This is a genomic window from Winogradskyella aurantiaca, assembly GCF_003362725.1.
Classification (GTDB): domain Bacteria; phylum Bacteroidota; class Bacteroidia; order Flavobacteriales; family Flavobacteriaceae; genus Winogradskyella_A; species Winogradskyella_A aurantiaca.
Map to the genome: position 1 here is coordinate 38,948 of NZ_QKTV01000007.1, position 22,682 is coordinate 61,629.

Genomic DNA, 22,682 nt, shown 5'->3' on the forward strand with positions numbered 1-22,682 from the left:
CGAATGAAGATACTTGTTGTTTATGATTGAATAAAACGGCCATTGACAAAAAAATAAATGTAATTTTGGCGTTTCAAAAACCGAGCCATACATTTACAAAAATACATTTAAAAGGATTGCTTACAAACAAGCTCAATATACTTTTTCTACTGAGTTTTACAGTGTTTATCAACACTTTCTCATGGGCTCAAGAACTGCCAAAACCAACTCCAAAAATTGAGGCAAAAGTAGAAAAGGATTCTACGGTTTTAAGTGGTGATTCTTTGGTAAAAACCTTAAGTCCTCCTAAAGAGATTGACTCCACACAACAAGATTCAATTGTAAAAAAAGAATTTCTTGATGGACCAGTAACATACAAGGCTGAAGATTACACCTCAATTAATCAAAAAGAAGAAAAAATATACCTCTATAACAAGGCAGAAGTGTATTATCAGGATATGTCAATTAAATCTGGAGTTATTGTTATTGATTATGCCAATGATCTGGTTTACGCTGGAAGAATCAAGGATTCAACTGGTTACTCCCAAAATCCAGTATTTGTGCAGGGGCAGGAAGAAATATCACCTGATTCAATAATCTTCAACATGAAAACCCAAAAAGCGCTAGTTTACAATTCTAGAACTGAGAACTCGGGATTTAATATTGTTGCGCCGCTAACAAAAAAAGAAAATGACTCCGTCATATTTATGAAAAAAGGGCGTTTTACAACGGCTGAGAATCTGGATGATCCGGAATATCAGTTCGTGACCTCCAAGATTAAGGTTGTTCCTAATAAAAAGATTGTCGTTGGACCTACTTACATGGAAATTTATGGGGTACCTACTCCTATAGCACTGCCCTTTGCCTACTTCCCCCTGACCAAAAGTCGTTCATCAGGAATAATTTTTCCGACATTTGGTGAAGATGTAGCGAATGATCGTGGATATTTTTTACAGAACGGTGGGTACTATTTTGCCATTAATGATTATGTTGATCTTGCAGTCTTAGGAGATTACTATTCCAATGGAAGTTATGGCTTTAGATTACAAAGTAATTATGCCTCCAGATATAATTTTGCTGGAAATGTGGCTGTTAGGTATGAAAAACTAATTAATAGTGAAAGAGGATTTCCAGATTTTCAAGAAAGTGTCATTTATAATATAAGATGGTCTCACAATCAAGACTCAAAAGCTAATCCAAGCTCTAGATTTTCAGCATCAGTTAACTTTGGTAGTAGTCAGTTCTTCAGGCAATCTATTAACCAAACGAACCAATCTAATTTCTTAAACAACACCTTAGCCTCATCCATATCATATTCAAAATCGTTTCGCGGTGAGCCTCAGGTAAACCTGAATTTGTCTGCTACCCACTCCCAAAACACCAATACTGGTGCAATTGATTTGACGCTCCCAACTCTGCAAACCTCTGTTGGAAGAATGTTTCCATTTGAGCCTAAAAACGGCACTAAAAAAGGAGCTATACAAAACATCAACTTTCAATATAATAACAATGCCCGCTACAGTATCAGCACCAATGACTCTATTTTTGGAACATCCGAAATGTTCAAGGATGCTCGTACTGGCATGGAACATTTAATTCCAATCACCACTAACTGGAAAGTTCTCGAGCACTTAAGTATGTCAGCTTCTACTAACCTCAGAGAGGTGTGGACATTAAACACAGTTGAACAATTCTATGATGAAGTGAATGACGAGGAAGTTGAAATTGACTTGAATGGATTTGATAGATTTTTTACTTACAATTTCGGTACAAGTTTAGGAACTACGCTTTATGGAATGTTTCCATTTGGTAAAGATGGTAAAGACACCAAAATAAAGGCCATTAGGCATGTCATGCGTCCTTCTATTAGTTATACTTATACACCAGGATTTGCCCAGTATTATGACACCTATTCTTTTGAAGATCCTAATGGTGACCTAATTGAACGTGAGTATACACGATTTGAAGGCAGTATTTATGGTCAACCTAACAGAAATGTCTCAAGTTCTATTGGACTTTCACTTTCAAATACATTTGAAGCGAAAGTTAGAGACAAAGATTCTACCAAAACCGAACCAAAAAAGGTAGTTATTTTAAACAACTTCAATTTTACGACCTCATATAATATTGCGGCAGATTCATTACGATGGGCTCCTTTAAGATTAACTGGTGGAACCCAAGTGCTTAATAATAAAATGAATATCAATTTTGGAGCAATATTCGATCCCTATGCACTTGATAATAACAACCAACGGGTCAATACCTTTAATATTGATAATGGTGGAAGTTTATTTAGACTGGTCGGAGCGAATTTGAATATGAGTTACTCTTTGAGTAATGAAACTTTTAAGGGCAATGAAGAATCTGGTCTTGATGATGATGAACGAGACCGATCTGTAGGGGCCAATGGGCGAGCAGATGATTTATTTGGCAAGTCTATGGACTTTTCTGATAATAGCTTTAGTGAACGTGGAGAAAATGAGAGCGAAACTGATAATGACTTCTACAAATTTGAAATACCCTGGTCATTGCGTCTGCAATATGTGATTAACTATACCAATATTGCGCGAGAGAATAGAATTTCATCACATTCATTAATGTTCTCTGGAGATATTGAATTATCCCCACGTTGGAGCTTCGGGTTTTCGTCCGGTTATGACTTTGCCAATGACGGGTTTACTTATACTCAGTTTAGATTTGGTAGGGATCTCTTAAGTTGGAGAATGGATTTTAGCTGGATTCCCTTCGGACAAAATTCATCATGGAATTTCTTTATAGGAATAAAGTCCAATGTTCTTAAAGATCTTAAATATGAGCAACGAAGACAACCAGACCGACAATTATAAAAACGAATACCATGTCTAAAACCATTATTAAAACAGATAAAGCCCCTGCTCCCATTGGACCTTATAACCAAGCTATCCTTTCTGGCAATACCCTATATACATCTGGTCAAATAGCCTTAGATCCGACTTCAGGTGAACTTGTATTAGATAGTATTGAAGCCGAAACAACACAGGTTATGGAAAACATGAAACAGGTTTTAAATGCGGCTGACATGACTTTTGAAAATGTAGTAAAAACAAGCATTTTTGTAAGTGATATGGCCAACTTCTCAAAAATAAATAGCATTTACGCAACTTACTTTAATGAGGAAACGGCTCCTGCAAGAGAAACAGTTGAAGTGGCAAACCTACCCAAGTATGTCAATGTTGAAATAAGTATGATTGCTATTAAGTAGCATGCACCATTACAAGAGCAATTAATTAGTGCTTCTTGTGATTCTTCGGTTTCTATTAGCTTCCTGCTGAAGTTCATCAAATAATTCCATAATAAAAACCCAGCAAACCGTATCAAATTGATGAGTATTATAAAACTCTGAATCAATATCAAAAGGCTTAATAGATATGCCTTTAAAGACTGAGCCTCTTGTGTCAAAACTAATAACTTGTTGACCGTTAAAGTAGACCAGCTCATTGGTTTCAACTGAACCAAAGCCTACTTTAGCCTTATATTCATAATCATAGGGGAGATTAAAAAAATCGACCTTGCTATCAATCTTAACGCTCATACCATTAAGGCGAGGTTGTAGGTTAATGAGTCCTCTTTCCTTATTAGAATTTTGAATATGTATTTCAAAATTATCTCTGTTTGTTATTGGAACAAGTGTATAGATGAGATTTCCTTCCAGATCGAATATTTTAACACTCTTAACGTTTGAACTTTTGTTATTAAAACGATCATAAAGCGCCACTATTTGATTGTTATCATCCAGCACTTGAAGTAATTGGTTTTCGACAAAGGCGACTTTGTCAATTCTGAGTGCTACATATTTGGAATCTCTAGGATTCTGTTGACCAAAGGACAATAAAACAAAGCTTAAGGCTAAAGCAGATAGTGTGAATTTAGTATAGGGGAATTTCATATAAATGGTGTTTTGCAATCTACATCAAGTTCCATACCAAAAATCAGAATGTAATAAGCTTTATTTTCTGTATTCGTGCTTGACCCAGTCCACTTCCATAACCCATTCCCCGTTCATTGGCGAATCGGTGATTTTAGCGTAGTTTAAAATTGCAAACATGGGTTCCGGGTAATTATCACCTTCACCAATATTTCTATATATCTCTTTACCGTCCAAACGATAAACTAAATCGCTACCCTCCCATTCCACGGAATATTCATGGAAATCGTTAAGGGTAGCAGGGAAGTCTTTTCTATGGGTCCACCAATCGCCTTTATCACATTCGCCCAAACTCTTTATGGCCCCAGTAGTAAACCTATCTTTAAGGTGATCCCCATGATGTTCAAATATATCTATCTCACCCGAACCTGTTAAGGGCCAGCAAACACTCTCATTGGCCTCTTGAACAGGCGGTTCATTATTCTGAGCCCCTAATAGCCACCAGGCGGGAAACATACTGGCCTCACCATTACTTGACAGTTTAAGGCGTGCCGTCCATTTACCTTTTATAAATTCCTTTTTGTTTTTAGAGCAAATTCTTCCCGCGACGTATTCTGTGTCGGGATGTTGATTTCCGTGTTTATCAAGGTTACTACAAGGCTGTTTCTCACCAAGATTAACCACCTTTAACTTTAAAGTGCCATTGCTCACCTCTCGCGTCCCAAATTGATTATCGGGAACATAACAATGGGTCTCATTATTCACCCAAAGTAATTGGTCTTGCCAATTATCTGCATTAAAGGATTCAAACTCATCAATAAAATCGATTTCCCAAGTATCGTTTGAAGTTTCAGACATACTGTTTTTATTTTGTTTACAAGCAATTAGTAATAAGCCAATTAATATTGGAAATGTAGTTTTAAATAGATACTTCATGATATTTTTTGTGTTTTTAAGCCCGTCACTTTATTATTATAAGATGTTGAGGATAATTTAGTAAGAAGCATTTTGAGATACACACAGATTGTTAACATACCCTCTAATTTATGGATTTGAGAATAATTATTATAATTGAATATAAGTTTTAAAGTGAAGAAATTCCAATTCTATTAAGCTTTCTAGAATTAGTAAATTAGCGCTTTAAAATCAAATTGTTATTACTCAGCAAGAGCTATACGAATTTCTAGAAAGTAAGGTAGAAGCCTACAATCATCCTAAGTTTATTGAATCCGATCCTGTTCAGGTTCCCCATTTATTTGCCAAAAAAGAAGATATTGAAATTGCAGGTTTTTTAAGTGCTACTATTGCCTGGGGCAATAGAAAAAGCATTATCAATAATGCTCTTAAAATGATGGATCTTTTGGATAGGGATCCCTATAATTTTGTGATAAATCATGAAAAAAAAGATCTTAAACCTTTAAGTGCTTTTGTTCACAGAACTTTTAATGGTGATGATTTAAAACAGTTTGTTAATAGTCTTAAACACATTTATATCAATTATGGTGGTTTAGAGAAGGTCTTTAAAGCTCATGCTGATGAGGATTGCTTACAAATGAGTATACATCATTTTAAAAGGCAATTTTTTGAAATTCCACATTTAGAAAGAACCATGAAACATGTGTCTGATCCTTCAAAAAACTCTGCTGCCAAACGTATAAATATGTTTCTCAGATGGATGGTTCGTAATGATGCTGCTGGTGTTGATTTTGGTATTTGGAAATCCCTATCTCCATCACAATTAAGTTGTCCATTAGATGTTCATTCAGGTAATGTTGCTCGTAAGTTAGGGCTATTGTCACGCAAGCAAAATGACGCCAAAGCTCTGAAAGAATTGGATTCTAATCTAAGAGCTTTGGATCCAATCGATCCAGTTAAGTACGATTATGCATTATTTGGTTTAGGTGTGTTTGAAGGCTTCTAAGGGTTCTGTATCTTTAGACCTATAAAAAAACCAATATGACAATACGTATTATACTTACTACACTACTTGTGAGTTTTATTTGTTCAGCCCAAAATCTTGAAATTCCAAGAGATACTGCCTTTATAAGTACCCATTCTGTAAAAATTAAAAATCAACAGATTAATTATACTGCTGAAACTGGTTTTCAGCCGGTTTGGAATAAAGATGGGATAATGACAGCCTCATTATATTACACCTACTATAAGCGTACGAATGACGGTAAAGGTACGGACCGTCCTTTAGTATTTTCATTTAATGGTGGACCAGGTTCTGCATCCGTTTGGATGCATATCGCTTATACAGGGCCCAAGGTTTTAAATATCGATGATGAGGGATACCCAGTACAACCATATGGTGTAAAAGACAATCCAAATTCGATATTAGATATCGCTGATATTGTATATGTCAATCCTGTAAATACGGGATATTCAAGAAAAATACCCAATGATGAGGGCAAAATGCCTGAAGACAAAGAGTTTTTTGGAATTAATGCGGATATCAGGTATTTGGCTTCATGGATGAATACCTTTGTTACGCGTCACAATCGTTGGGAGTCTCCTAAATACATTATTGGTGAAAGTTATGGTGGTACTCGTGTTATGGGTCTCTCCCATGAATTACAAAATAGCCAGTGGATGTATTTAAATGGTGTTATCATGGTATCTCCAGCCGACTATAAGGTATTAAGAGTTGGTGGCCCGGTTTCCTCTGCTTTAAATTTACCTTATTACACAGCCGCCGCATGGTATCACAACATGTTACCCAGTCCATTACAATCTAAAGACTTACTTGAAATTCTACCTGAAGCAGAAGACTTTGCTATTAATCAGCTCATACCTGCGATTTCTAAAGGTGGTTTTATTTCAGATACAGAGCGAAATCAAATTGCCGAAAAAATGAGTTATTACTCAGGTTTATCGACGGATGTCATCTTGAAACAAAATCTAGATGTTCCAAATCGGTTCTTTTGGAAAGAACTACTGAGAGATAAAACGGGGCAAACAATAGGACGTTTAGATTCCAGGTATCTCGGGATTGATAAGGTTGAAACTGGAGGTAGTACGGATTACAATCCAGAAATTGCCTCATGGTTACACTCCTTTACACCAGCAATTAATTATTACATCCAAAATGATTTGGGCTTAAGAACTGATGTTAAGTATAATGTGTTTGGCAATGTTGGCAACTGGGACCGCACCAATGATAATGTACGAGAGAATATGCGATTGGCAATGGCTCAGAATCCTTACCTTAAGGTATTAATCCAGTCAGGGTATTATGATGGTGCAACCACCTACTTTAATGCTAAATATACAATGTGGCAGGTGGACCCTAGTGGAAAAATGAAAGATCGCTTTACATTTAAAGGATACAGGTCTGGGCATATGATGTATTTACGAAATGAGGATTTAATAAAGGCTAATGACGATTTAAGGGCCTTTATTAAAGCATCTGCATCTGAAGGTAAAGCTGCTAAATACTAACAAAAAGCTTCCGTTAGGAAGCTTTTTGTTTTAATAAATACAGTTTTAACCCTTTAACCAGGCAGTTCTAACTTTAATTTGCTCAGGAGTAGCATCGGGATTTTCTACAATTGACTGACTTACCGCCATTGGTTTTGTGAGTGTTGCTTCTAAATGTACTGGTTCTCCATTACGTTCGAGATCCATAGTAATTTCCATACCAGGTTGCCACCCAAACATTCCAGTAAGTACCTGTTGTGCGTTTTCGAGAGTTAAATCCTGACCATTTACTTTCTTAATTATATCACCAGCTTGAATGTTTTGTGATGCCCAGAACGAATTCTTAAGAGCGGTGGCAGTGAAATTTATCGTTCCTTTTTCCTGATCACCATCAAAAATTATATTCTGCCCTCCTGCAAAAATATAGTTGGTTTCGACCTCAGTTTCTCCATTTATTAAACCAACCATTTCAAAAAAGTCATTGTAGTTGATAGGAACGTCACCTTCTACGTGTGTTTTTAAAAAGTCTCCTATTGATGGATACGTCATTGCAGTAATCTCATCTATTAATTTGTCATCTTCAAAAGGTTTAGATCTACCGTATTTCTGCGATAATTCTTTCATCAGAGTCAAAGTGCTTCTAGTTCCATTACTTTCTTTGCGCATCAAAATATCAATGCACATTCCTATGAGTGCTCCTTTCATATAAACGTTATAGTAATTATCAGCATAGGGCTCATCTAACACGTTTTCACTCATTATTGTAAAGCTCATGGCATCATCCATATTCATGGATACTGCAATTTTACTGTTAATCTCAGCATAAAACTCCTCGGGAGTTTTTAACCCTTCGAATACTTGAAAGTGCTGTGCAAAATATTCGGTTATACCTTCGTACATCCACAAATGCTTAGAGAATGTTGGTTGGTAATAATCAAAATAATGCACATCTTCAGAGTGTACTGATAAGGGAGTGACGATATGGAAAAACTCATGGGCAACAACGTCAATCATTGAACTAGCAAGACCTTGTGCACTTGATGATTCTGGTAAGACTACCACTGTAGAAGTGTGATGTTCAAGGGCGCCAAATCCTTTAGGTGCCGTTTCTGAACCATCTGATAAATACAGATAAATATCATAACGTGGGGTGCTGTTGATATCGCCTAAATACGCTTTTTGAGCCTCCATCATTTTATAAACTGTTTCTTTGAGGCTGGCTGCCGTATGAACCTGATTAGGGGAATACACACTAAGTACTATTTTAATATCCCCAACCATAAATTCTTCAACATCCAACTTACCAAACATCATTGGATTGTCAGTAATCTCAAAATAACGCTCTGCAAAATAATTAGAGGTCATGGTCTTACCATCTTCTGATGTTGTACTGCCCTTATCCTCTAAGGCTGAAGTCCTAACATAATCGGCGGGGGCTGTTACCGACAAGGCATATTGATTGTTTTTCAACGACTCAAAATAGCCAACAAAACCATGAAGATTTAATACATAATTATCAGGTTCGATATTGGTCCCAGCTGGAGAAAATGGTTGCTCTCCACCGATACCACCAGAGGATTCAATGTCATATGTGTCATTTACCATGTAGATAATTTGATCGAGCTGATTAGCGTTTGAAATAACCCAAGTATTCGTATCTACTTTTTCAAAACTTAATTCGTTACCGTCATAATCTAAAGCCTTAAAGTCTTCGATATATTTCCCGAAATCACTAACAGAATAAGTGCCTTGAACAACTCTTGGTAGTCTAAAGGTTTCAGATTCTGAGTTGAAACGTCCTGGATCAACTACTACAGCGACCTTATCATCTGATGGGGTTGTTAGGTCTAACGCAACAACAATGGGATTATTAATGGCAGAATCATCTACCTTTGGTTTGGCAGGACCACAGGATTGAATTAACCACCCTGCCAATATCACTACAATTACTTTTTTCATATTTATAATTAAATTTCCTAATAGACGTGCAAATCTACAATCTGTTACGAGTCTCTTTTAAAACAATCTGTTAAATTGTAGTTCAACCATAAAATCAACAAAAGTTAAATTTCTCAAAAGTCATAAGAAAGAATTATGAGTCATTGTCTATTTTTGAGTTTATCAACACAGCCTATGATTCAGTTTAAACATCCAGAAGTACTTTGGGCTCTGGCATTGTTACTTATTCCTATTATCATTCACCTGTTTCATTTAAGAAGGTTTAAAAAAACACCCTTTACTAATGTTGCCCTTCTTAAGACAATCAAGATTACAACTCGAAAAAGCTCACAACTAAAAAAGTGGTTAATCTTATTGACACGTTTAGGAATGCTTAGTTGTTTAGTCCTGGCTTTTGCACAACCCTTTATTCCTAATTCTAATGAGTTTAATAAACCCGTTGAACTAGTAGTTTTTTTAGATAACTCATTTAGTATGCAGGCAAAGGGGGCTAATGGTAGTCTGCTAAATGAAGCCAAACAACAACTAATAAATTATTTACCTGAAGAAGGTATTTTTACCCTGTTCACTAATGATCGAAGCTATGAAAATGTCTCAAGATCTACCTTACAAAGAGATTTAATAGACCTTAGTTATTCTAACAACCAATTAACCTATAGTGCGGCTTTATTAAAGGCATCTCAGTATTTTTCTAAAAATGGTGATACTTCCAAATCATTTGTGATAATTTCAGATTTTCAAGACAATTTTTCAGGAAGTATTGCTAATAATGAAGAATCGGTCACTAGGCTTATCATCCTACGTCCACAAAACACCAATAATGTGGCTTTGGATTCCCTATATTTTAAAGACGATTCAGAGAACAAAGTCTTAGTGGCTAATTTGTCTAACTACGGAGTTCCTATTGATAATATGGCTATTTCCCTTTACAATAACAATGAGCTTGTTACTAAGGTATCCACCAATGTAGTTGATAAAGCAGAGGTGGAATTTAATATTAATTATCTTGAAAATTTTAAAGGGAAGCTTGATATTCTGGATAATGGCTTAAGCTTTGACAATCGTTTGTATTTCAGTATTAATAAAAAAGAAAACATCAATGTCCTTGCAATAAACGGCTCAGAAGACTTTTACCTTAGGAAAATATACACACCAGATGAATTTACTTATTCTGGTTTTGAGTTAAGTACCTTGCCCTATAACCAAATATCTGATCAAAACCTGGTGGTCCTAAACCACCTTGAGGTTATTCCGGATGTTTTAATAAATACTCTTATTAATTTCTACACCAATGGCGGTTCAGTTTTGGTAATTCCATCTAATAATGCCGATCTAACATCTTATAATAGTTTTTTACAACAGATTGATCAACCTTTATTGACATCATTGCAAACTGAATCAAAAAAAATGACTGATGTGTCATTTGAGCATCCTTTGATTAAAGAGGCATTTTATAGTAAAGTAACCAATTTTCAGTACCCAACATTTAAATCTAGTTTCTCAAGGAATTCAAAGCAAAATGCTGTTTATTCATTAGAAGATGGAACTAGTTTATTGGTTGGCTCCAATAGAGCATATTCGTTCTCAGCAGATATAACTAGTGACAATAGTGACTTTTTAAGTTCTCCGTTTGTTGTAACGGCTCTTTACAATATAGCTAAACTAAGTCTAAGGTCAGCAGAGCTGTATTATCATATTGGCCCAGTTAATTCCATTGTTCTTAATGAAAAACTTAATAGTGAAGATATTATAACCTTAAATCAAGGTGATTATTCGACTATTCCAAGACAAAGAGCTTACGGCAAATATGTGGAAATAATCACAATGGAAGAACCTGAAACCGACGGACATTATATTCTTAATTTCAAGGGAATTAATCTGAGAAACTTAAGTTACAACTACCCTAGAATTGAAAGTAGATTGGTTTATACATTACCTGAAGAAAGCGACAGGCTACAAGTATGGTCGAATCTGGAAGAAGCTATGTCTGATATAAAAAGTGCTACCGAAGTAAAGGCCTTATGGAAATGGTTTGCTATTTTTGTGCTAGTATTACTGCTTTTAGAAATGCTGATCTTAAAATATTTTAAATGAATGCACTCCTAAAATCTGTCACAGTTGTAGACTCTAAAAGCGACTTTCATAACTCAACTGTTGACATTTTAATCGAAAACGGAATCATTAGTAAAATTTCTAAACGAATTACCAATCCCGGTAATATTCGAGAAATAAAATTAAAGAACCTCCATTGTTCACCAGGTTGGTTTGATAGTAGCGTGGCCTTTGGTGAACCAGGCTTTGAAGAACGCGAGACCCTTGAAAATGGTATTAAAACTGCAGCTTTATCGGGCTTCACAAGTATTTGTTTAAATAGCACTACGCGTCCTCAAATAGACAGTTCATCCTCGGTACGATTTATATTAGATAAAACACGTAATGCTGCAGTAAAGGTACTTCCAATGGGTTCATTAACTGTCAATAGTGATTCCGTGGATCTAGCGGAACTATATGATATGACATCTGCGGGTGCTATTGCATTCGGAGATTACAAGGTTCCTACTGATAATGCCAACCTTATGAAGATAGCATTGCAATACGCATCTAACTTTGACGGACTTGTTTTGTCCAACGCGGTTGATTCAAGTATTAAAGGAAAAGGTGTGGTAAATGAAGAGGTTAATAGTACCAAACTGGGATTAAAGGGAATAGCAAGTCTTGCCGAAGAGCTTAGAATTGCTCGTGATCTGTTTATTCTTGAATATACCGGCGGTAAACTTCACATTCCTACGATATCAACATCAAAATCTGTGGACCTAATAAGAGAAGCAAAACAAAAGAAGTTAGATGTAAGTTGTAGTGTTGCTATTCATAACCTCGTGCTAACAGACGATCTTTTAAGTGATTTCAACACCAATTATAAGGTAAATCCACCTCTTAGAACATCAAGGGATTGTGAAGCTTTAATTGAAGGGTTAAAAGACGGCTCTATAGATATGGTAACGACGGACCATTATCCTCTCGATGTTGAACATAAGAATATAGAATTTGATAATGCTACTGACGGAACAATTGGTTTAGAATCGGCCTTTGGGGTCTTAAATACTGTTTTTACCACCAAAAAGACTATTAGCTTACTCCTAAATGGCAAAAGACGATTTAATCAAAATGATAGTCATATATCTGTTGGTGAATTGGCTGACTTAAGCTTATTTGACCCTGACAAGGAATTTGAGTTCAGTGACGAACATATCTTTTCAAAATCCAAAAACAGTTGTTTCTTAGGTCATAAGCTTAAAGGTAAAGTTTATGGTATTATTGCCAATAATCAAGTAGTATTAAAGAATGACTAATCAAGAAGTAAAAGACGGGAAGACTTACGCCTGTATTGCTTATTTAACCTTGTTCGGTACACTTATCGCGTTTTTTATGAATCAGGAAAGACGCAACACCTTTACATCCTATCATATTAGACAAGCCCTTGGGTTAGGATTGTCGTACATAATTATTGCTTATATGATTGGTGGATTTGATAGTTGGAATGTAACTACCGCATTCTGGATAGTTTTTCTAGGGCTTTACATTTTTGGCATTATAGACGCTTTTAATGGTAAGACCACTACTATACCTGGTATTGGGCCTTTATTTCAAAAACTATTTAAATCCATTGGGCAGTAAATGCAATTTGTTCTAGACCACCTCCAACGCCCTTCGACTCTTTCAGACAATGCACCTTTATTGATCATGTGTCATGGATATGGCAGTGATGAGAATGATTTGTTTTCTTTTGCCTCGGAATTACCGGACGAACTATTTATTATATCACTTAAAGCACCCTACCCATTGCAACCCTACGGAAATGCCTGGTACGCCATTAATTTTGATGCCGAGCAAGGTAAATGGAGTAATAATGAACAAGCAATAAAATCCCGTGATCTAATAGCACAATTTATTGATCAAGCATGTGAATTTTATCCCATAAATAGTGATAATATAACACTTCTTGGATTTAGCCAGGGCACCATTTTAAGTCTGGCCGTGGCATTATCTTATCCTCAATTGATAAAAAATGTTGTTGGTCTTAGTGGTTATGTAAATCCAGATATTATAAATGTAAGTGATTCTATCAATCATTATGAACATCTTCAAGTGTACAGTTCACATGGTAGCGCAGATCAGGTGATTCCCGTTGAATGGGCACGAAAAACACCAAATTTCCTTAATAAACTGAGTATTAAAAATGAATACAAAGAATATCCAGTAGGACATGGTGTAGCACCACAAAATTTCTTTGATTTCAAGAATTGGCTTTTATCGAGAATCTGATTAATACCTTGGAAACATCAGATAATCTGAAAGCTTAAAGCTAATACTATCCTTCGATACCACATTGTAGTTCAAGAATATCTCACCCGTGTATTGACCATCTGTGTAATCTGCAATGATCCAGCGGTGATTTAGAATTCTTGCTTTATTGATTAATATAGGTCTATCGGTCATAGAAACATATGGTATTAATGGGTGCTCCTCACCCTTGTAGACATTTGTAGCATAGAGCGCATCAAATATGGCAGCCTCTAAAGAATCGACCCGATAGTCCTGACGTTCGAAATAATACATGGCCTCCTCATTTTTGGAGAATTTGAAATAAGAGAGATCAAAATTATCATCATTTAGGCTCAAATTAATAGAGTCTTGAAGACTGACCTTTTGTTTCAAGTCTTGGATATCTGTCTCGTATTTTTCAATGATTTTTTTAGAATTCACATATTGAAATACGACAGTTAACAATGCAAATAGAAATAGATATAAAAATAGGTGTCTTTTCATTTAAATAGTGATTTGAAGATTGTCATAGGCTAAAAACACATTGGATGGCAACTTTTTGGACACTTCATCATGAAAACCGAGCAAGTGACTTATATGTGTTAAATATGCTTTTTTGGGTTTTACCCGATCTATAAAAGCAAGAGCCTCCTCAAGGTTAAAATGGGACATGTGAGGTTCTTCTCTTAAAGCATTAAGAACTAGAACATCCAGGTTATTCAGTTTTCTTACTTCAGCGTCTGGAACGGTTTTCATATCGGTCAAATAGGCAAAATCCTTAAATCTAAATCCGTAAACCTGAAGATTATGATGTAGCCCATCCACAGGAATAACTTCCAAACCATCTAAATCAAAAGATTTATTCTCAATAATGTGGACATTTACATCAGGGGCACCGGGATACTTATTTTCGGTTTGAAAAATATAGTCAAATCTTGTTTTAAGTGCATTAATCACACGTTTATGTGCGTAAATATCAATTTCCCCTTGTCTAAAAAAGAAGGGGCGAATATCATCTAACCCCATTGTATGATCTGCATGTTCGTGGGTAAACAGAATGCCATCAATTTTTGAGCAGTTGGCTTTAAGCATTTGCTGTCTGAAGTCAGGACCACAGTCTACCACATAATTATATTGATCCCATTGCACCAAAATGGAAACACGCAGTCGTTTATCCTTTGGATTTTCACTTAAACATACTGGATGCGTACTTCCTATGACTGGAATGCCTTGAGATGTACCCGTTCCTAAAAAGGTGACCTTCAAATTGTGTTAAGTTTTAAACAAAAATAAGTTTATTTTTTTGTTTGGAATCCTAAAACAATACCTTTGTAAGGCCTTTAAAACCTAAGTATTATGGCTGAAATTACATATCAAGGAGAATCTAAATTTGAGAACATACCCTCGACAAAGGACAAAGCACTACGTATCAATTTAAATGCAGATATCTATGGGACTTTTGCAGAAATTGGTGCAGGCCAAGAAACTGTTCGTCAATTTTTTAGAGCTGGTGGTGCCTCAGGTACCATTGCAAAAACCATGTCTGCCTATGATAAAGACTTCAGTGATGCTATATATGGTATTGAAGACGATAAACGATATGTAACCGAGGCCCGATTGCGCAAAATGCTAGATCTGGAAATGGATCTGATAGAAAAACGCATTACTCGTGATAAGCACCCAAGTAAAATATTTTTCACCTATGCTAACACGGTGGCAACAATTGATTTTGCTAAAAAATTTAAAGGCCATGGATGGGTTGGAATAAAATTTCAAGTAAAACCAGGTCAAGCTTACAACACCATTGTCCTCCATCTAAGATTTAAAGAGAATGATGCTAGATTACAACAAGAAACATTAGGTGTTTTAGGGGTTAACCTTATCTATGGTGCCTTTTATAAATACAACGAGCCTAAAAAATTATTGCGTTACCTCTACGATCACTTGGATAAAGACCAGCTTGAAATTGACATGGTTAATTTTGAAGGTCCCGTTTTTGAATCTGTAGATAACCGGTTAATGAGTTTACAACTTGTTAAAAACGGAATGACTGATGCTGTAATGTTTGCGCCAGATGGGAACAACGTATTACCTGCAAGAGTACTATATAAAAAGAACATTTTGGCTCTTAGAGGATCGTTTAGACCCGTAACCAAAGTTAATATGGACATGTTTGAGAATTCCTATGACATGTTTATTAAAGAGAATAAGGTTGAAAAGGATAAGACAATTTGCATATGCGAAATTACCTTATCAAACCTAAGAGCTGAGGGTGAAATAGATGAGCAGGACTTTATGGACAGAGCAGAATTATTGTGCTCACTGGGACAAACTGTAATGATATCAAACTTTAAGGAGTACTACAGACTTGTTGAGTATTTCTCTCTTTATACCAAGAACCGCATGGGCTTAGCAATGGGTGTCAACAATCTTGTAGATATATTTGATGAAAAGTACTATCGTCATTTAAGTGGCGGTATATTGGAAGCCTTCGGTAAATTGTTCTTCAAAGACTTGCGCGTATATTTATATCCAATGCATGACATTAAGAATGATGTGATCATTACAAGTGAAACGCTCAAAGTTCACCCGCGAATGAAAGAACTTTACAAGTTCTTTAAGTATAATGGAAAGGTTGTAGATATTGCTGACTACGATCCAACAATTTTGGACATTTTCTCAAGAGAAGTGTTAGCTATGATTGCAAATGGCAAAGAGGGCTGGGAACCAATGTTGCCAGAAGGTATAGCAAAACTTATAAAAGAAAAAGCCTTGTTTGGATTTGAGTCTGAAGAAGTCTTACAAAAACGATAAAAAAAAGCGACTATGGTCGCTTTTTAGGTTTTATAGAATCTGACTTGTATGATCCTTTGTTTTTACTTTGGTGATTACATCTTCCAGAATTCCTTCCTCATTAATGACGAATGTCGTTCTATGAATTCCATCGTATTCTTTTCCCATAAACTTCTTAGGTCCCCACACACCGAAGGCATTAATCACCGCCTTGTCTTCATCAGCTAATAATGGATATGGGAAACCGTATTTATCCTTAAAATTACTTTGTCGTTTCTGAGAATCGGCACTAACACCTAGAATATCATACCCTTTAGCTGTGAAACGTTCATAATTATCACTAAGATTACAAGCTTCTGCGGTACACCCAGGCGTACTAGCCTTTGGATAGAAAAACAACACAAGTTTTTTTCCATTGTAATCACTTGATTTTATCGTGTTTCCTGATTGATCTAAAGCTTCAAATTCAGGTGCCTTATCCCCTACTTTTAAGTGTGTCATTATCCTTAATTTTGTGTTTTTGTAAAAATACGATCCATGACCAAGCAAGAAAAGGTACAGTTTGTTATAAATACGTTAAATGAGTTATATCCAAGTATCCCAGTTCCATTAGATCATAAAGATCCTTATACCCTTCTTATTGCGGTATTAATGTCTGCACAAAGCACTGATGTACGTGTTAATCAAATTACACCTTTATTGTTTAAAAAGGCTGATAATCCTTATGATATGATTAAGCTATCAGTTGATGAAATTAGAGAAATCATTAAGCCTGTTGGTTTGTCACCAATGAAAAGTAAAGGTATTTATGGCTTGTCTCATATACTTATTGACAAGCATAGTGGCAAAGTTCCAAAAACCTATGAAGAGCTAGAAGCATTACCTGCCGTAGGGCATAAAACAGCTGCCGTTGTTTTATCGCAAGCTTTTGGAATTCCAGCGTTTCCTGTAGATACTCATATTCATAGATTAATGTATCGTTGGAATTTGAGTAATGGTAAAAATGTAGTACAAACCGAAAGAGACGCTAAACGCCTGTTTCCTGAAGAACTGTGGAATGATTTACATCTTCAAATAATTTGGTATGGCCGAGAATACTCACCGGCTAGAGGCTGGGATCTTGATAAAGACATCATAACCAAAACCATTGGGAGAAAATCAGTTATAAATTCATATTTGAAAGCCAAAAAATAATTTACTCAAAGAATAACTTAAAGCATCAGAAAATAAAAATCCCGATTAAAAAATCGGGATTGTTGAATTAATTAAGAAGTGCTTCAAACTTCAATTTATTATAACATATAACACTTAAAGCCTTTGAATAATCCAGAAGATGCTTAATTGTCTCATCTTTTGGTTGTAGGTTCTGTGATTTCGGGGTACAATTAGAGTAAAGTTTTGCCATATTTTATGTTTGATTTACATAGGTATAACGGCAATTCCTAAACCTTATTGCATCAGTTGGTCAAAATTATATTATTCTGTTCAATAATTTTTCTAAGATTAATTAGTGCGTAACGCATACGGCCAAGAGCTGTATTAATGCTCACACCTGTACGTTCGGATATTTCTTTAAAGCTCATATCCTGATACATACGCATTAACAATACTTGTTTCTGATCTTCCGGTAACTCCTCAATAAGCCGCTTTACATCTTCTTCTACCTGACTTTTTATCATTCGTTTTTCTGCATTTAGATTGCCGTCACCTAAGACGGAGAAAATATTGAAATCACCGGCATTATCAAATTTTGGCATTCTATTATTCTTTCTAAAATGATCGATTACTAAGTTATGGGCAATGCGCATCACCCATGGCAAAAACTTACCCTCTTCATTGTATCGTCCAAGCTTAAGTGTTCTAATTACCTTAACAAACGTGTCCTGAAATATGTCTTCGGTAATATCCCTATCATATACTTTGGAATAAATAAAAGCATAAATCTTTTGTTTGTGCCTTTGAATTAAGGTGGCTAAAGCATGCTCGTGTCCGTCAATGTAATTTTTAACAAGCACCGCATCATTGATCAAGTTGTTGTTCATAATATTTACTTTAAGGTCCAGAACTAAGAATTCTAGACTTGGGGTTACGTTTTTCTTAAAGTAATATTATCCTATATGCGGTTGTTTTTCCGTGGTTTGTATTCCAAATATAACAACAAACAAATTGAAATTGCAAGAAACGACTCTAAATTTTAACATTTAAATCTACAGTTAATCTTGGTTTCACAGCAGAAATTCTTCTTGTATCTTTGCAAAATTCTGCGATAAATCACATGAGTCAAACACTAAAATCAATAGACCCAAAAAGCCATATATTAATTAAGGGGGCAAGGCTTCATAACCTTAAAAATATCGATGTAGTCATTCCTAGAAATGAGTTGGTTGTTATTACAGGTTTATCAGGTTCTGGCAAGTCCAGTTTGGCATTTGACACCTTGTACGCTGAAGGTCAAAGGCGTTATGTTGAGAGTTTATCTAGTTATGCAAGACAATTCTTAGGAAGACTCAATAAGCCACAAGTTGATTACATTAAAGGCATTGCACCAGCCATAGCAATCGAGCAAAAAGTTAATTCTACCAATCCACGTTCAACAGTTGGGACTACCACTGAGATTTATGATTATCTAAAATTACTATTTGCCAGAATTGGTGAAACCTTCTCACCTATTTCAGGGAAACTGGTTAAAAAACACAGCGTAACTGATGTTTTAGATTACATATCTGTGTTTGAGGAACGCAGTAAACATCTGCTGCTTTCAAAAATAGTATTGGAAGAAGGAAGAGCTATAGAAGATAAGCTTAAAGCGCTTCTGCAGCAGGGATATTCTAGAGTTAAAATTGGACCTGAAGTAATGCGAATTGAACAAGCACTGGAATCAGCAGTTCAGGATACTGTTTTTCTGGTCGTTGACAGAATTGTCTACTCCAACAATGAAGATTTTAAAAATAGATTAGCGGATGCCATTGAAACAGCTTTTTTTGAAGGGCGTGGTGAATGTATTATAGAAAGTTTAGAAACTAAAGAACGGGCCGTTTTCAACAATAAATTTGAAGAAGATGGAATGCTATTTCTCGAACCAAATGTTCACTTGTTCAGCTTTAACAATCCCTATGGAGCTTGCCCTAAATGTGAAGGTTACGGTGATGTCATTGGCATTGACGAAGATTTGGTTATCCCAAACACCGCTCTATCTGTTTTTGAAAATGCCATTTTCCCTTGGCGTGGTGAAAGTATGAGTTGGTATCGTGATCAACTGGTTAATAATAGTCATAAATTCAATTTTCCCATTCATAAACCATTCTTCGAGCTAACACAGGAACAAAAAGATCTCATTTGGACTGGAAACGAATATTTTGAGGGATTAAATAGTTTTTTTGAGGAATTAGAGGCTAAGGCATATAAAATTCAGAATCGAGTCATGTTGTCCCGATATAGAGGTAAAACAAAATGTTCGACCTGTCATGGTAAACGTTTACGAAAGGAAGCTGAGTATGTTAAGATTAACGGGGCAGCCATTACAGATTTAGTAGATTTACCACTTGATGAACTTGGAGACTTTTTTAAAAACCTGGAATTAAACCAATACCAGAAATCCATTGCCAAACGACTATTAGTAGAGATTAACTCCCGATTAGAATTTCTTTCAAATGTGGGGTTAGATTATTTAACACTCAATCGTAAATCTAACACCCTTTCAGGTGGAGAGAGCCAGCGAATTAATCTAGCAACATCACTTGGCAGCAGTCTGGTAGGTTCTATGTATATCCTTGACGAGCCTAGTATTGGTCTGCACCCAAAGGACACTGAACGTCTAATTTCGGTACTTCAGTCGTTACGAAATCTAGGTAATACAGTAATTGTTGTAGAACATGATGAGGATATCATGAGAGCTGCAGACACCATCATTGATATTGGTCCTAAAGCTGGAACTTTTGGTGGTGAGGTTGTAGCTACTGGAAACTTTAAAGACATTTTAGAATCAAATACATTAACAGCTAATTATTTAAATGGCAACCTGGCTATTAAAGTTCCAACCAAACGACGCAACTCTAAATATCAGGTTACTATTAAAGGAGCAAGGGAGCATAATTTAAAGAACATTGATGTTAGTTTTCCACTTGAATCGCTTACCGTTATTACCGGAGTCTCAGGAAGTGGTAAATCCACATTGGTAAAAAACATACTGTATCCTGCCTTACAGAAAGAATTTACTGGATTTAGTGATAGAATTGGCGAGTTTACTAGTTTAGAAGGTAATTTCAGTTGCATTGAACAAGTTGAGTTTATTGATCAAAACCCTATTGGAAGATCTTCAAGGTCAAACCCAGTCACCTATATCAAAGCTTATGATGACATCCGTTCACTTTTTGCAAGTCAGAAATTAAGTAAAATAAGAAAATATCAACCTAAACATTTCAGTTTCAATGTTGATGGCGGCCGCTGTGAAACCTGCAAAGGCGAAGGAGTTGTCACCATTGAGATGCAGTTTATGGCAGATGTTCATCTAACCTGTGAGACTTGTAATGGCAAACGTTTTAAGAAAGAAGTTCTTGAAGTCAAATTTGGCGAAAAATCTATATCTGATATATTGGAACTTACTATTGATGATGCTATCACTTTTTTTGATGAGAATGATTCTTTTAAAATAAAAAACAAACTTCAACCACTTCAAGATGTTGGCTTAGGGTATGTAACTTTAGGGCAATCCTCTTCTACTCTTTCTGGCGGAGAAGCTCAGCGCATAAAGCTCGCATCATTCTTAGGTAAAGGGCAAAATGCACCTAATACCCTCTTTATTTTTGATGAACCCACAACAGGACTTCATTTTGACGATATCCAAAAATTATTGACCTCTTTTAATGCCCTGATTTCAAAAGGACATTCTATTATTATTATTGAACACAATATTGATCTGATTAAATGTGCCGATCACATAATTGATCTTGGTCCAGGTGGCGGAAAACATGGTGGTCATATGGCAGCATTTGGGACTCCTGAGGATATTATTAAACAAACAGAATCAATTACTGGCGAATACCTTAGGGATAAGCTTAATGTCTAACTAGTAAAACAAAAATGAAAATCCTATCAATACAACTAATGCCATTGGTATAACCAGTAGTAAAAAAACAAATGATATTATGCCACTTTTTATTAGAGATAGAAACCAATTCTGCTTATAAAAAGTAATCAGAGCGATTAAGAAATAAAGGAATGTAGATAATGCCACTAACCAGTCGATCCAGTCTGGTACTTCGTATACAAATCTATTGACAGCAAAAACTATAGCAAAAACTGTAAATAGAAACGAGAAGTAATAAAAGCTAAATACCAAATGATGTGCATATTTTCCTTTGTTGAAGTAAAAGATCTTGAGAATTAATGCGAAAATTGGCAACAAGAAAAACATGGCCAAAGGGATACTATCAAAAAATGCCTGGACAATTGATCCCGCCCCTTTTCCCTTATAAAGAGAAAGCATATTTTTAAATAGTCGACGCTTTAGAAAGCCATCATCTTCAGATAAGCCCATAGCCTTATATATTTCCTTGTCTTCAGCACCAATATCAATTAATGAGTCGACCATTTTTCTATTAAAATCCCAAGACACACCACTAACGTTAACATTTGGAACACCAATAGAATCAGACATCGTCTCATCCATTTCTATCTTTCCTAAATCGACATTCTTTAACTTCACATTTGATTTTACTATGGAATCGACTTGAGCTTTTTGTTCATCATCTAGCCCAAATAAAGCTGGGTTTGTTTCCATTTGCTTGAGTACTTCTGCTTTAGCTACAGAATCCACTGCTTGTTGTGCTTCGGCAGACAGGTCATCAATTATTTCAGATTCTGCTACCTTTTGATTAATCTCATCTGCCTTAGAGACCAAATCCCTAGTACTGAAGGAAATGATGAAGAAGAATATAACAGAAACAAACAAATACATTTGAGCCGGGTGCAAATACATCAGTCGCTTACCTTGTATAAATTTAGAAGCTAGATAACCTGGTCTGAACATTAAGGGCAGAAAACTCTTTAAAAACCGTGCATCAAATGAAAAATAATTACTAATAGTGTTATAAAACAAAACACCTATGGTAAGATCATCACTAGTTTTTTGTCCACAATGTGGACAAAATTTTGCCCCCTCTTCATAAATTTCATCGCAGTTCTGGCAAGAAACCATTTTACTTTCGTCGTATTCTATCGGAACAGGCTTATCATTCATTGACATCAGATAATAACTACTCTAATCTACAAAATAATCATAAATAGCACATACATCGATACT

Annotated in this window: 19 protein-coding genes; 11 read left to right on the top strand and 8 right to left on the bottom strand. The window is 35.6% G+C overall.

Translation table 11 applies throughout. The annotated features are described in order from the left end of the window. Nucleotides 1-65 precede the first annotated feature (65 nt). Both DN064_RS11740 and DN064_RS11745 read left to right on the top strand, forming a co-directional pair. Nucleotides 66-2,825: a putative LPS assembly protein LptD gene (locus DN064_RS11740; RefSeq protein WP_115462971.1), complete on the top strand. Its 2,760-nt coding sequence runs from the start codon at nt 66-68 to the stop codon at nt 2,823-2,825. A gap of 11 nt (nt 2,826-2,836) precedes the next feature. Then, nucleotides 2,837-3,220, top strand: coding sequence for a Rid family detoxifying hydrolase (locus DN064_RS11745; RefSeq protein ID WP_115462854.1), 384 nt, complete (start codon nt 2,837-2,839; stop codon nt 3,218-3,220). 21 nt (nt 3,221-3,241) lie between these two features. Here the strand turns inward: DN064_RS11745 and DN064_RS11750 are convergent, their stop codons facing one another. Together DN064_RS11750 and DN064_RS11755 are read right to left on the bottom strand one after the other, a co-directional pair. Next, the gene (locus tag DN064_RS11750; RefSeq protein WP_157962306.1) at nt 3,242-3,904 is read right to left on the bottom strand and encodes a hypothetical protein; all 663 of its coding nucleotides are present in this window, start codon (nt 3,902-3,904) and stop codon (nt 3,242-3,244) included. 60 nt (nt 3,905-3,964) lie between these two features. Further along, complete coding sequence (locus DN064_RS11755; RefSeq protein ID WP_115462856.1) at nt 3,965-4,819, bottom strand: glycoside hydrolase family 16 protein; 855 nt, start codon at nt 4,817-4,819, stop codon at nt 3,965-3,967. Nucleotides 4,820-5,039: 220 nt separating this feature from the next. Between DN064_RS11755 and DN064_RS11760 the strand changes: the two genes are divergently transcribed. Then, nucleotides 5,040-5,804 carry a TIGR02757 family protein gene (locus tag DN064_RS11760; protein ID WP_115462857.1) on the top strand — a complete coding sequence of 255 codons (765 nt, stop codon included), beginning with the start codon at nt 5,040-5,042 and terminating at the stop codon, nt 5,802-5,804. 35 nt (nt 5,805-5,839) lie between these two features. Continuing rightward, nucleotides 5,840-7,327: a S10 family peptidase gene (locus tag DN064_RS11765; RefSeq protein ID WP_115462858.1), complete on the top strand. Its 1,488-nt coding sequence runs from the start codon at nt 5,840-5,842 to the stop codon at nt 7,325-7,327. A gap of 45 nt (nt 7,328-7,372) precedes the next feature. Here DN064_RS11765 and DN064_RS11770 read toward each other — a convergent pair whose 3' ends face one another. Continuing rightward, the gene (locus DN064_RS11770) at nt 7,373-9,265 is read right to left on the bottom strand and encodes a M61 family metallopeptidase (RefSeq protein ID WP_115462859.1); all 1,893 of its coding nucleotides are present in this window, start codon (nt 9,263-9,265) and stop codon (nt 7,373-7,375) included. Nucleotides 9,266-9,439: 174 nt separating this feature from the next. Here DN064_RS11770 and DN064_RS11775 point away from each other — a divergent pair, with 174 nt between their 5' ends. From DN064_RS11775 to DN064_RS11790, 4 genes are read left to right on the top strand one after another with little or no spacing between them, the layout of a single operon-like run. Then, a complete protein-coding gene (locus tag DN064_RS11775; protein ID WP_157962307.1) occupies nt 9,440-11,359 on the top strand; it encodes a BatA domain-containing protein in 1,920 nt (639 codons plus the stop codon). Next, entirely contained in the window at nt 11,356-12,615 is a 1,260-nt protein-coding gene (locus tag DN064_RS11780; protein ID WP_115462861.1) for a dihydroorotase, read from the top strand. The genes DN064_RS11775 and DN064_RS11780 overlap by 4 nt, the downstream gene beginning before the upstream one ends. Beyond that, nucleotides 12,608-12,940: a DUF4870 domain-containing protein gene (locus tag DN064_RS11785; RefSeq protein WP_115462862.1), complete on the top strand. Its 333-nt coding sequence runs from the start codon at nt 12,608-12,610 to the stop codon at nt 12,938-12,940. The genes DN064_RS11780 and DN064_RS11785 overlap by 8 nt, the downstream gene beginning before the upstream one ends. Next, complete coding sequence (locus tag DN064_RS11790; protein ID WP_115462863.1) at nt 12,941-13,588, top strand: alpha/beta hydrolase; 648 nt, start codon at nt 12,941-12,943, stop codon at nt 13,586-13,588. Here the strand turns inward: DN064_RS11790 and DN064_RS11795 are convergent, their stop codons facing one another. Next, nucleotides 13,589-14,092: a hydrolase gene (locus DN064_RS11795; RefSeq protein ID WP_115462864.1), complete on the bottom strand. Its 504-nt coding sequence runs from the start codon at nt 14,090-14,092 to the stop codon at nt 13,589-13,591. After that, nucleotides 14,093-14,854, bottom strand: a complete 762-nt coding sequence (locus DN064_RS11800) for an MBL fold metallo-hydrolase (RefSeq protein WP_115462865.1) — start codon at nt 14,852-14,854, stop codon at nt 14,093-14,095. A gap of 90 nt (nt 14,855-14,944) precedes the next feature. Between DN064_RS11800 and DN064_RS11805 the strand changes: the two genes are divergently transcribed. Beyond that, on the top strand, nt 14,945-16,402 hold the full coding sequence (locus DN064_RS11805) for a TonB-dependent receptor (RefSeq protein ID WP_115462866.1): 1,458 nt from the start codon (nt 14,945-14,947) through the stop codon (nt 16,400-16,402). A 30-nt stretch (nt 16,403-16,432) separates the two neighbouring features. Here DN064_RS11805 and bcp read toward each other — a convergent pair whose 3' ends face one another. Next, nucleotides 16,433-16,882: a thioredoxin-dependent thiol peroxidase gene (gene bcp / locus DN064_RS11810; protein ID WP_115462867.1), complete on the bottom strand. Its 450-nt coding sequence runs from the start codon at nt 16,880-16,882 to the stop codon at nt 16,433-16,435. Between the two features lie 36 nt (nt 16,883-16,918). Between bcp and DN064_RS11815 the strand changes: the two genes are divergently transcribed. Next, the gene (locus tag DN064_RS11815) at nt 16,919-17,575 is read left to right on the top strand and encodes an endonuclease III domain-containing protein (protein ID WP_115462868.1); all 657 of its coding nucleotides are present in this window, start codon (nt 16,919-16,921) and stop codon (nt 17,573-17,575) included. 263 nt (nt 17,576-17,838) lie between these two features. Here DN064_RS11815 and DN064_RS11820 read toward each other — a convergent pair whose 3' ends face one another. After that, entirely contained in the window at nt 17,839-18,423 is a 585-nt protein-coding gene (locus DN064_RS11820; RefSeq protein ID WP_115462869.1) for an RNA polymerase sigma factor, read from the bottom strand. Nucleotides 18,424-18,656: 233 nt separating this feature from the next. Here DN064_RS11820 and uvrA point away from each other — a divergent pair, with 233 nt between their 5' ends. Beyond that, entirely contained in the window at nt 18,657-21,446 is a 2,790-nt protein-coding gene (gene uvrA / locus DN064_RS11825; protein ID WP_115462870.1) for an excinuclease ABC subunit UvrA, read from the top strand. Here uvrA and DN064_RS11830 read toward each other — a convergent pair whose 3' ends face one another. Beyond that, nucleotides 21,447-22,619 (bottom strand): DUF3667 domain-containing protein, encoded by a 1,173-nt coding sequence (locus DN064_RS11830; protein WP_198659445.1) that lies wholly within the window; start codon nt 22,617-22,619, stop codon nt 21,447-21,449. Nucleotides 22,620-22,682: the final 63 nt, after the last annotated feature.

Bases quoted from the DNA above. Each gene is read 5' to 3' on its own strand.
- DN064_RS11745 (WP_115462854.1), top strand. From the start codon at position 2,837: ATGTCTAAAACCATTATTAAAACAGATAAAGCCCCTGCTCCCATTGGA.
- DN064_RS11750 (WP_157962306.1), bottom strand. From the start codon at position 3,904: ATGAAATTCCCCTATACTAAATTCACACTATCTGCTTTAGCCTTAAGC.
- DN064_RS11755 (WP_115462856.1), bottom strand. From the start codon at position 4,819: ATGAAGTATCTATTTAAAACTACATTTCCAATATTAATTGGCTTATTA.
- DN064_RS11765 (WP_115462858.1), top strand. From the start codon at position 5,840: ATGACAATACGTATTATACTTACTACACTACTTGTGAGTTTTATTTGT.
- DN064_RS11770 (WP_115462859.1), bottom strand. From the start codon at position 9,265: ATGAAAAAAGTAATTGTAGTGATATTGGCAGGGTGGTTAATTCAATCC.
- DN064_RS11775 (WP_157962307.1), top strand. From the start codon at position 9,440: ATGATTCAGTTTAAACATCCAGAAGTACTTTGGGCTCTGGCATTGTTA.
- DN064_RS11780 (WP_115462861.1), top strand. From the start codon at position 11,356: ATGAATGCACTCCTAAAATCTGTCACAGTTGTAGACTCTAAAAGCGAC.
- DN064_RS11785 (WP_115462862.1), top strand. From the start codon at position 12,608: ATGACTAATCAAGAAGTAAAAGACGGGAAGACTTACGCCTGTATTGCT.
- DN064_RS11790 (WP_115462863.1), top strand. From the start codon at position 12,941: ATGCAATTTGTTCTAGACCACCTCCAACGCCCTTCGACTCTTTCAGAC.
- DN064_RS11795 (WP_115462864.1), bottom strand. From the start codon at position 14,092: ATGAAAAGACACCTATTTTTATATCTATTTCTATTTGCATTGTTAACT.
- DN064_RS11805 (WP_115462866.1), top strand. From the start codon at position 14,945: ATGGCTGAAATTACATATCAAGGAGAATCTAAATTTGAGAACATACCC.
- bcp (WP_115462867.1), bottom strand. From the start codon at position 16,882: ATGACACACTTAAAAGTAGGGGATAAGGCACCTGAATTTGAAGCTTTA.
- DN064_RS11815 (WP_115462868.1), top strand. From the start codon at position 16,919: ATGACCAAGCAAGAAAAGGTACAGTTTGTTATAAATACGTTAAATGAG.
- DN064_RS11820 (WP_115462869.1), bottom strand. From the start codon at position 18,423: ATGAACAACAACTTGATCAATGATGCGGTGCTTGTTAAAAATTACATT.
- uvrA (WP_115462870.1), top strand. From the start codon at position 18,657: ATGAGTCAAACACTAAAATCAATAGACCCAAAAAGCCATATATTAATT.
- DN064_RS11830 (WP_198659445.1), bottom strand. From the start codon at position 22,619: ATGAATGATAAGCCTGTTCCGATAGAATACGACGAAAGTAAAATGGTT.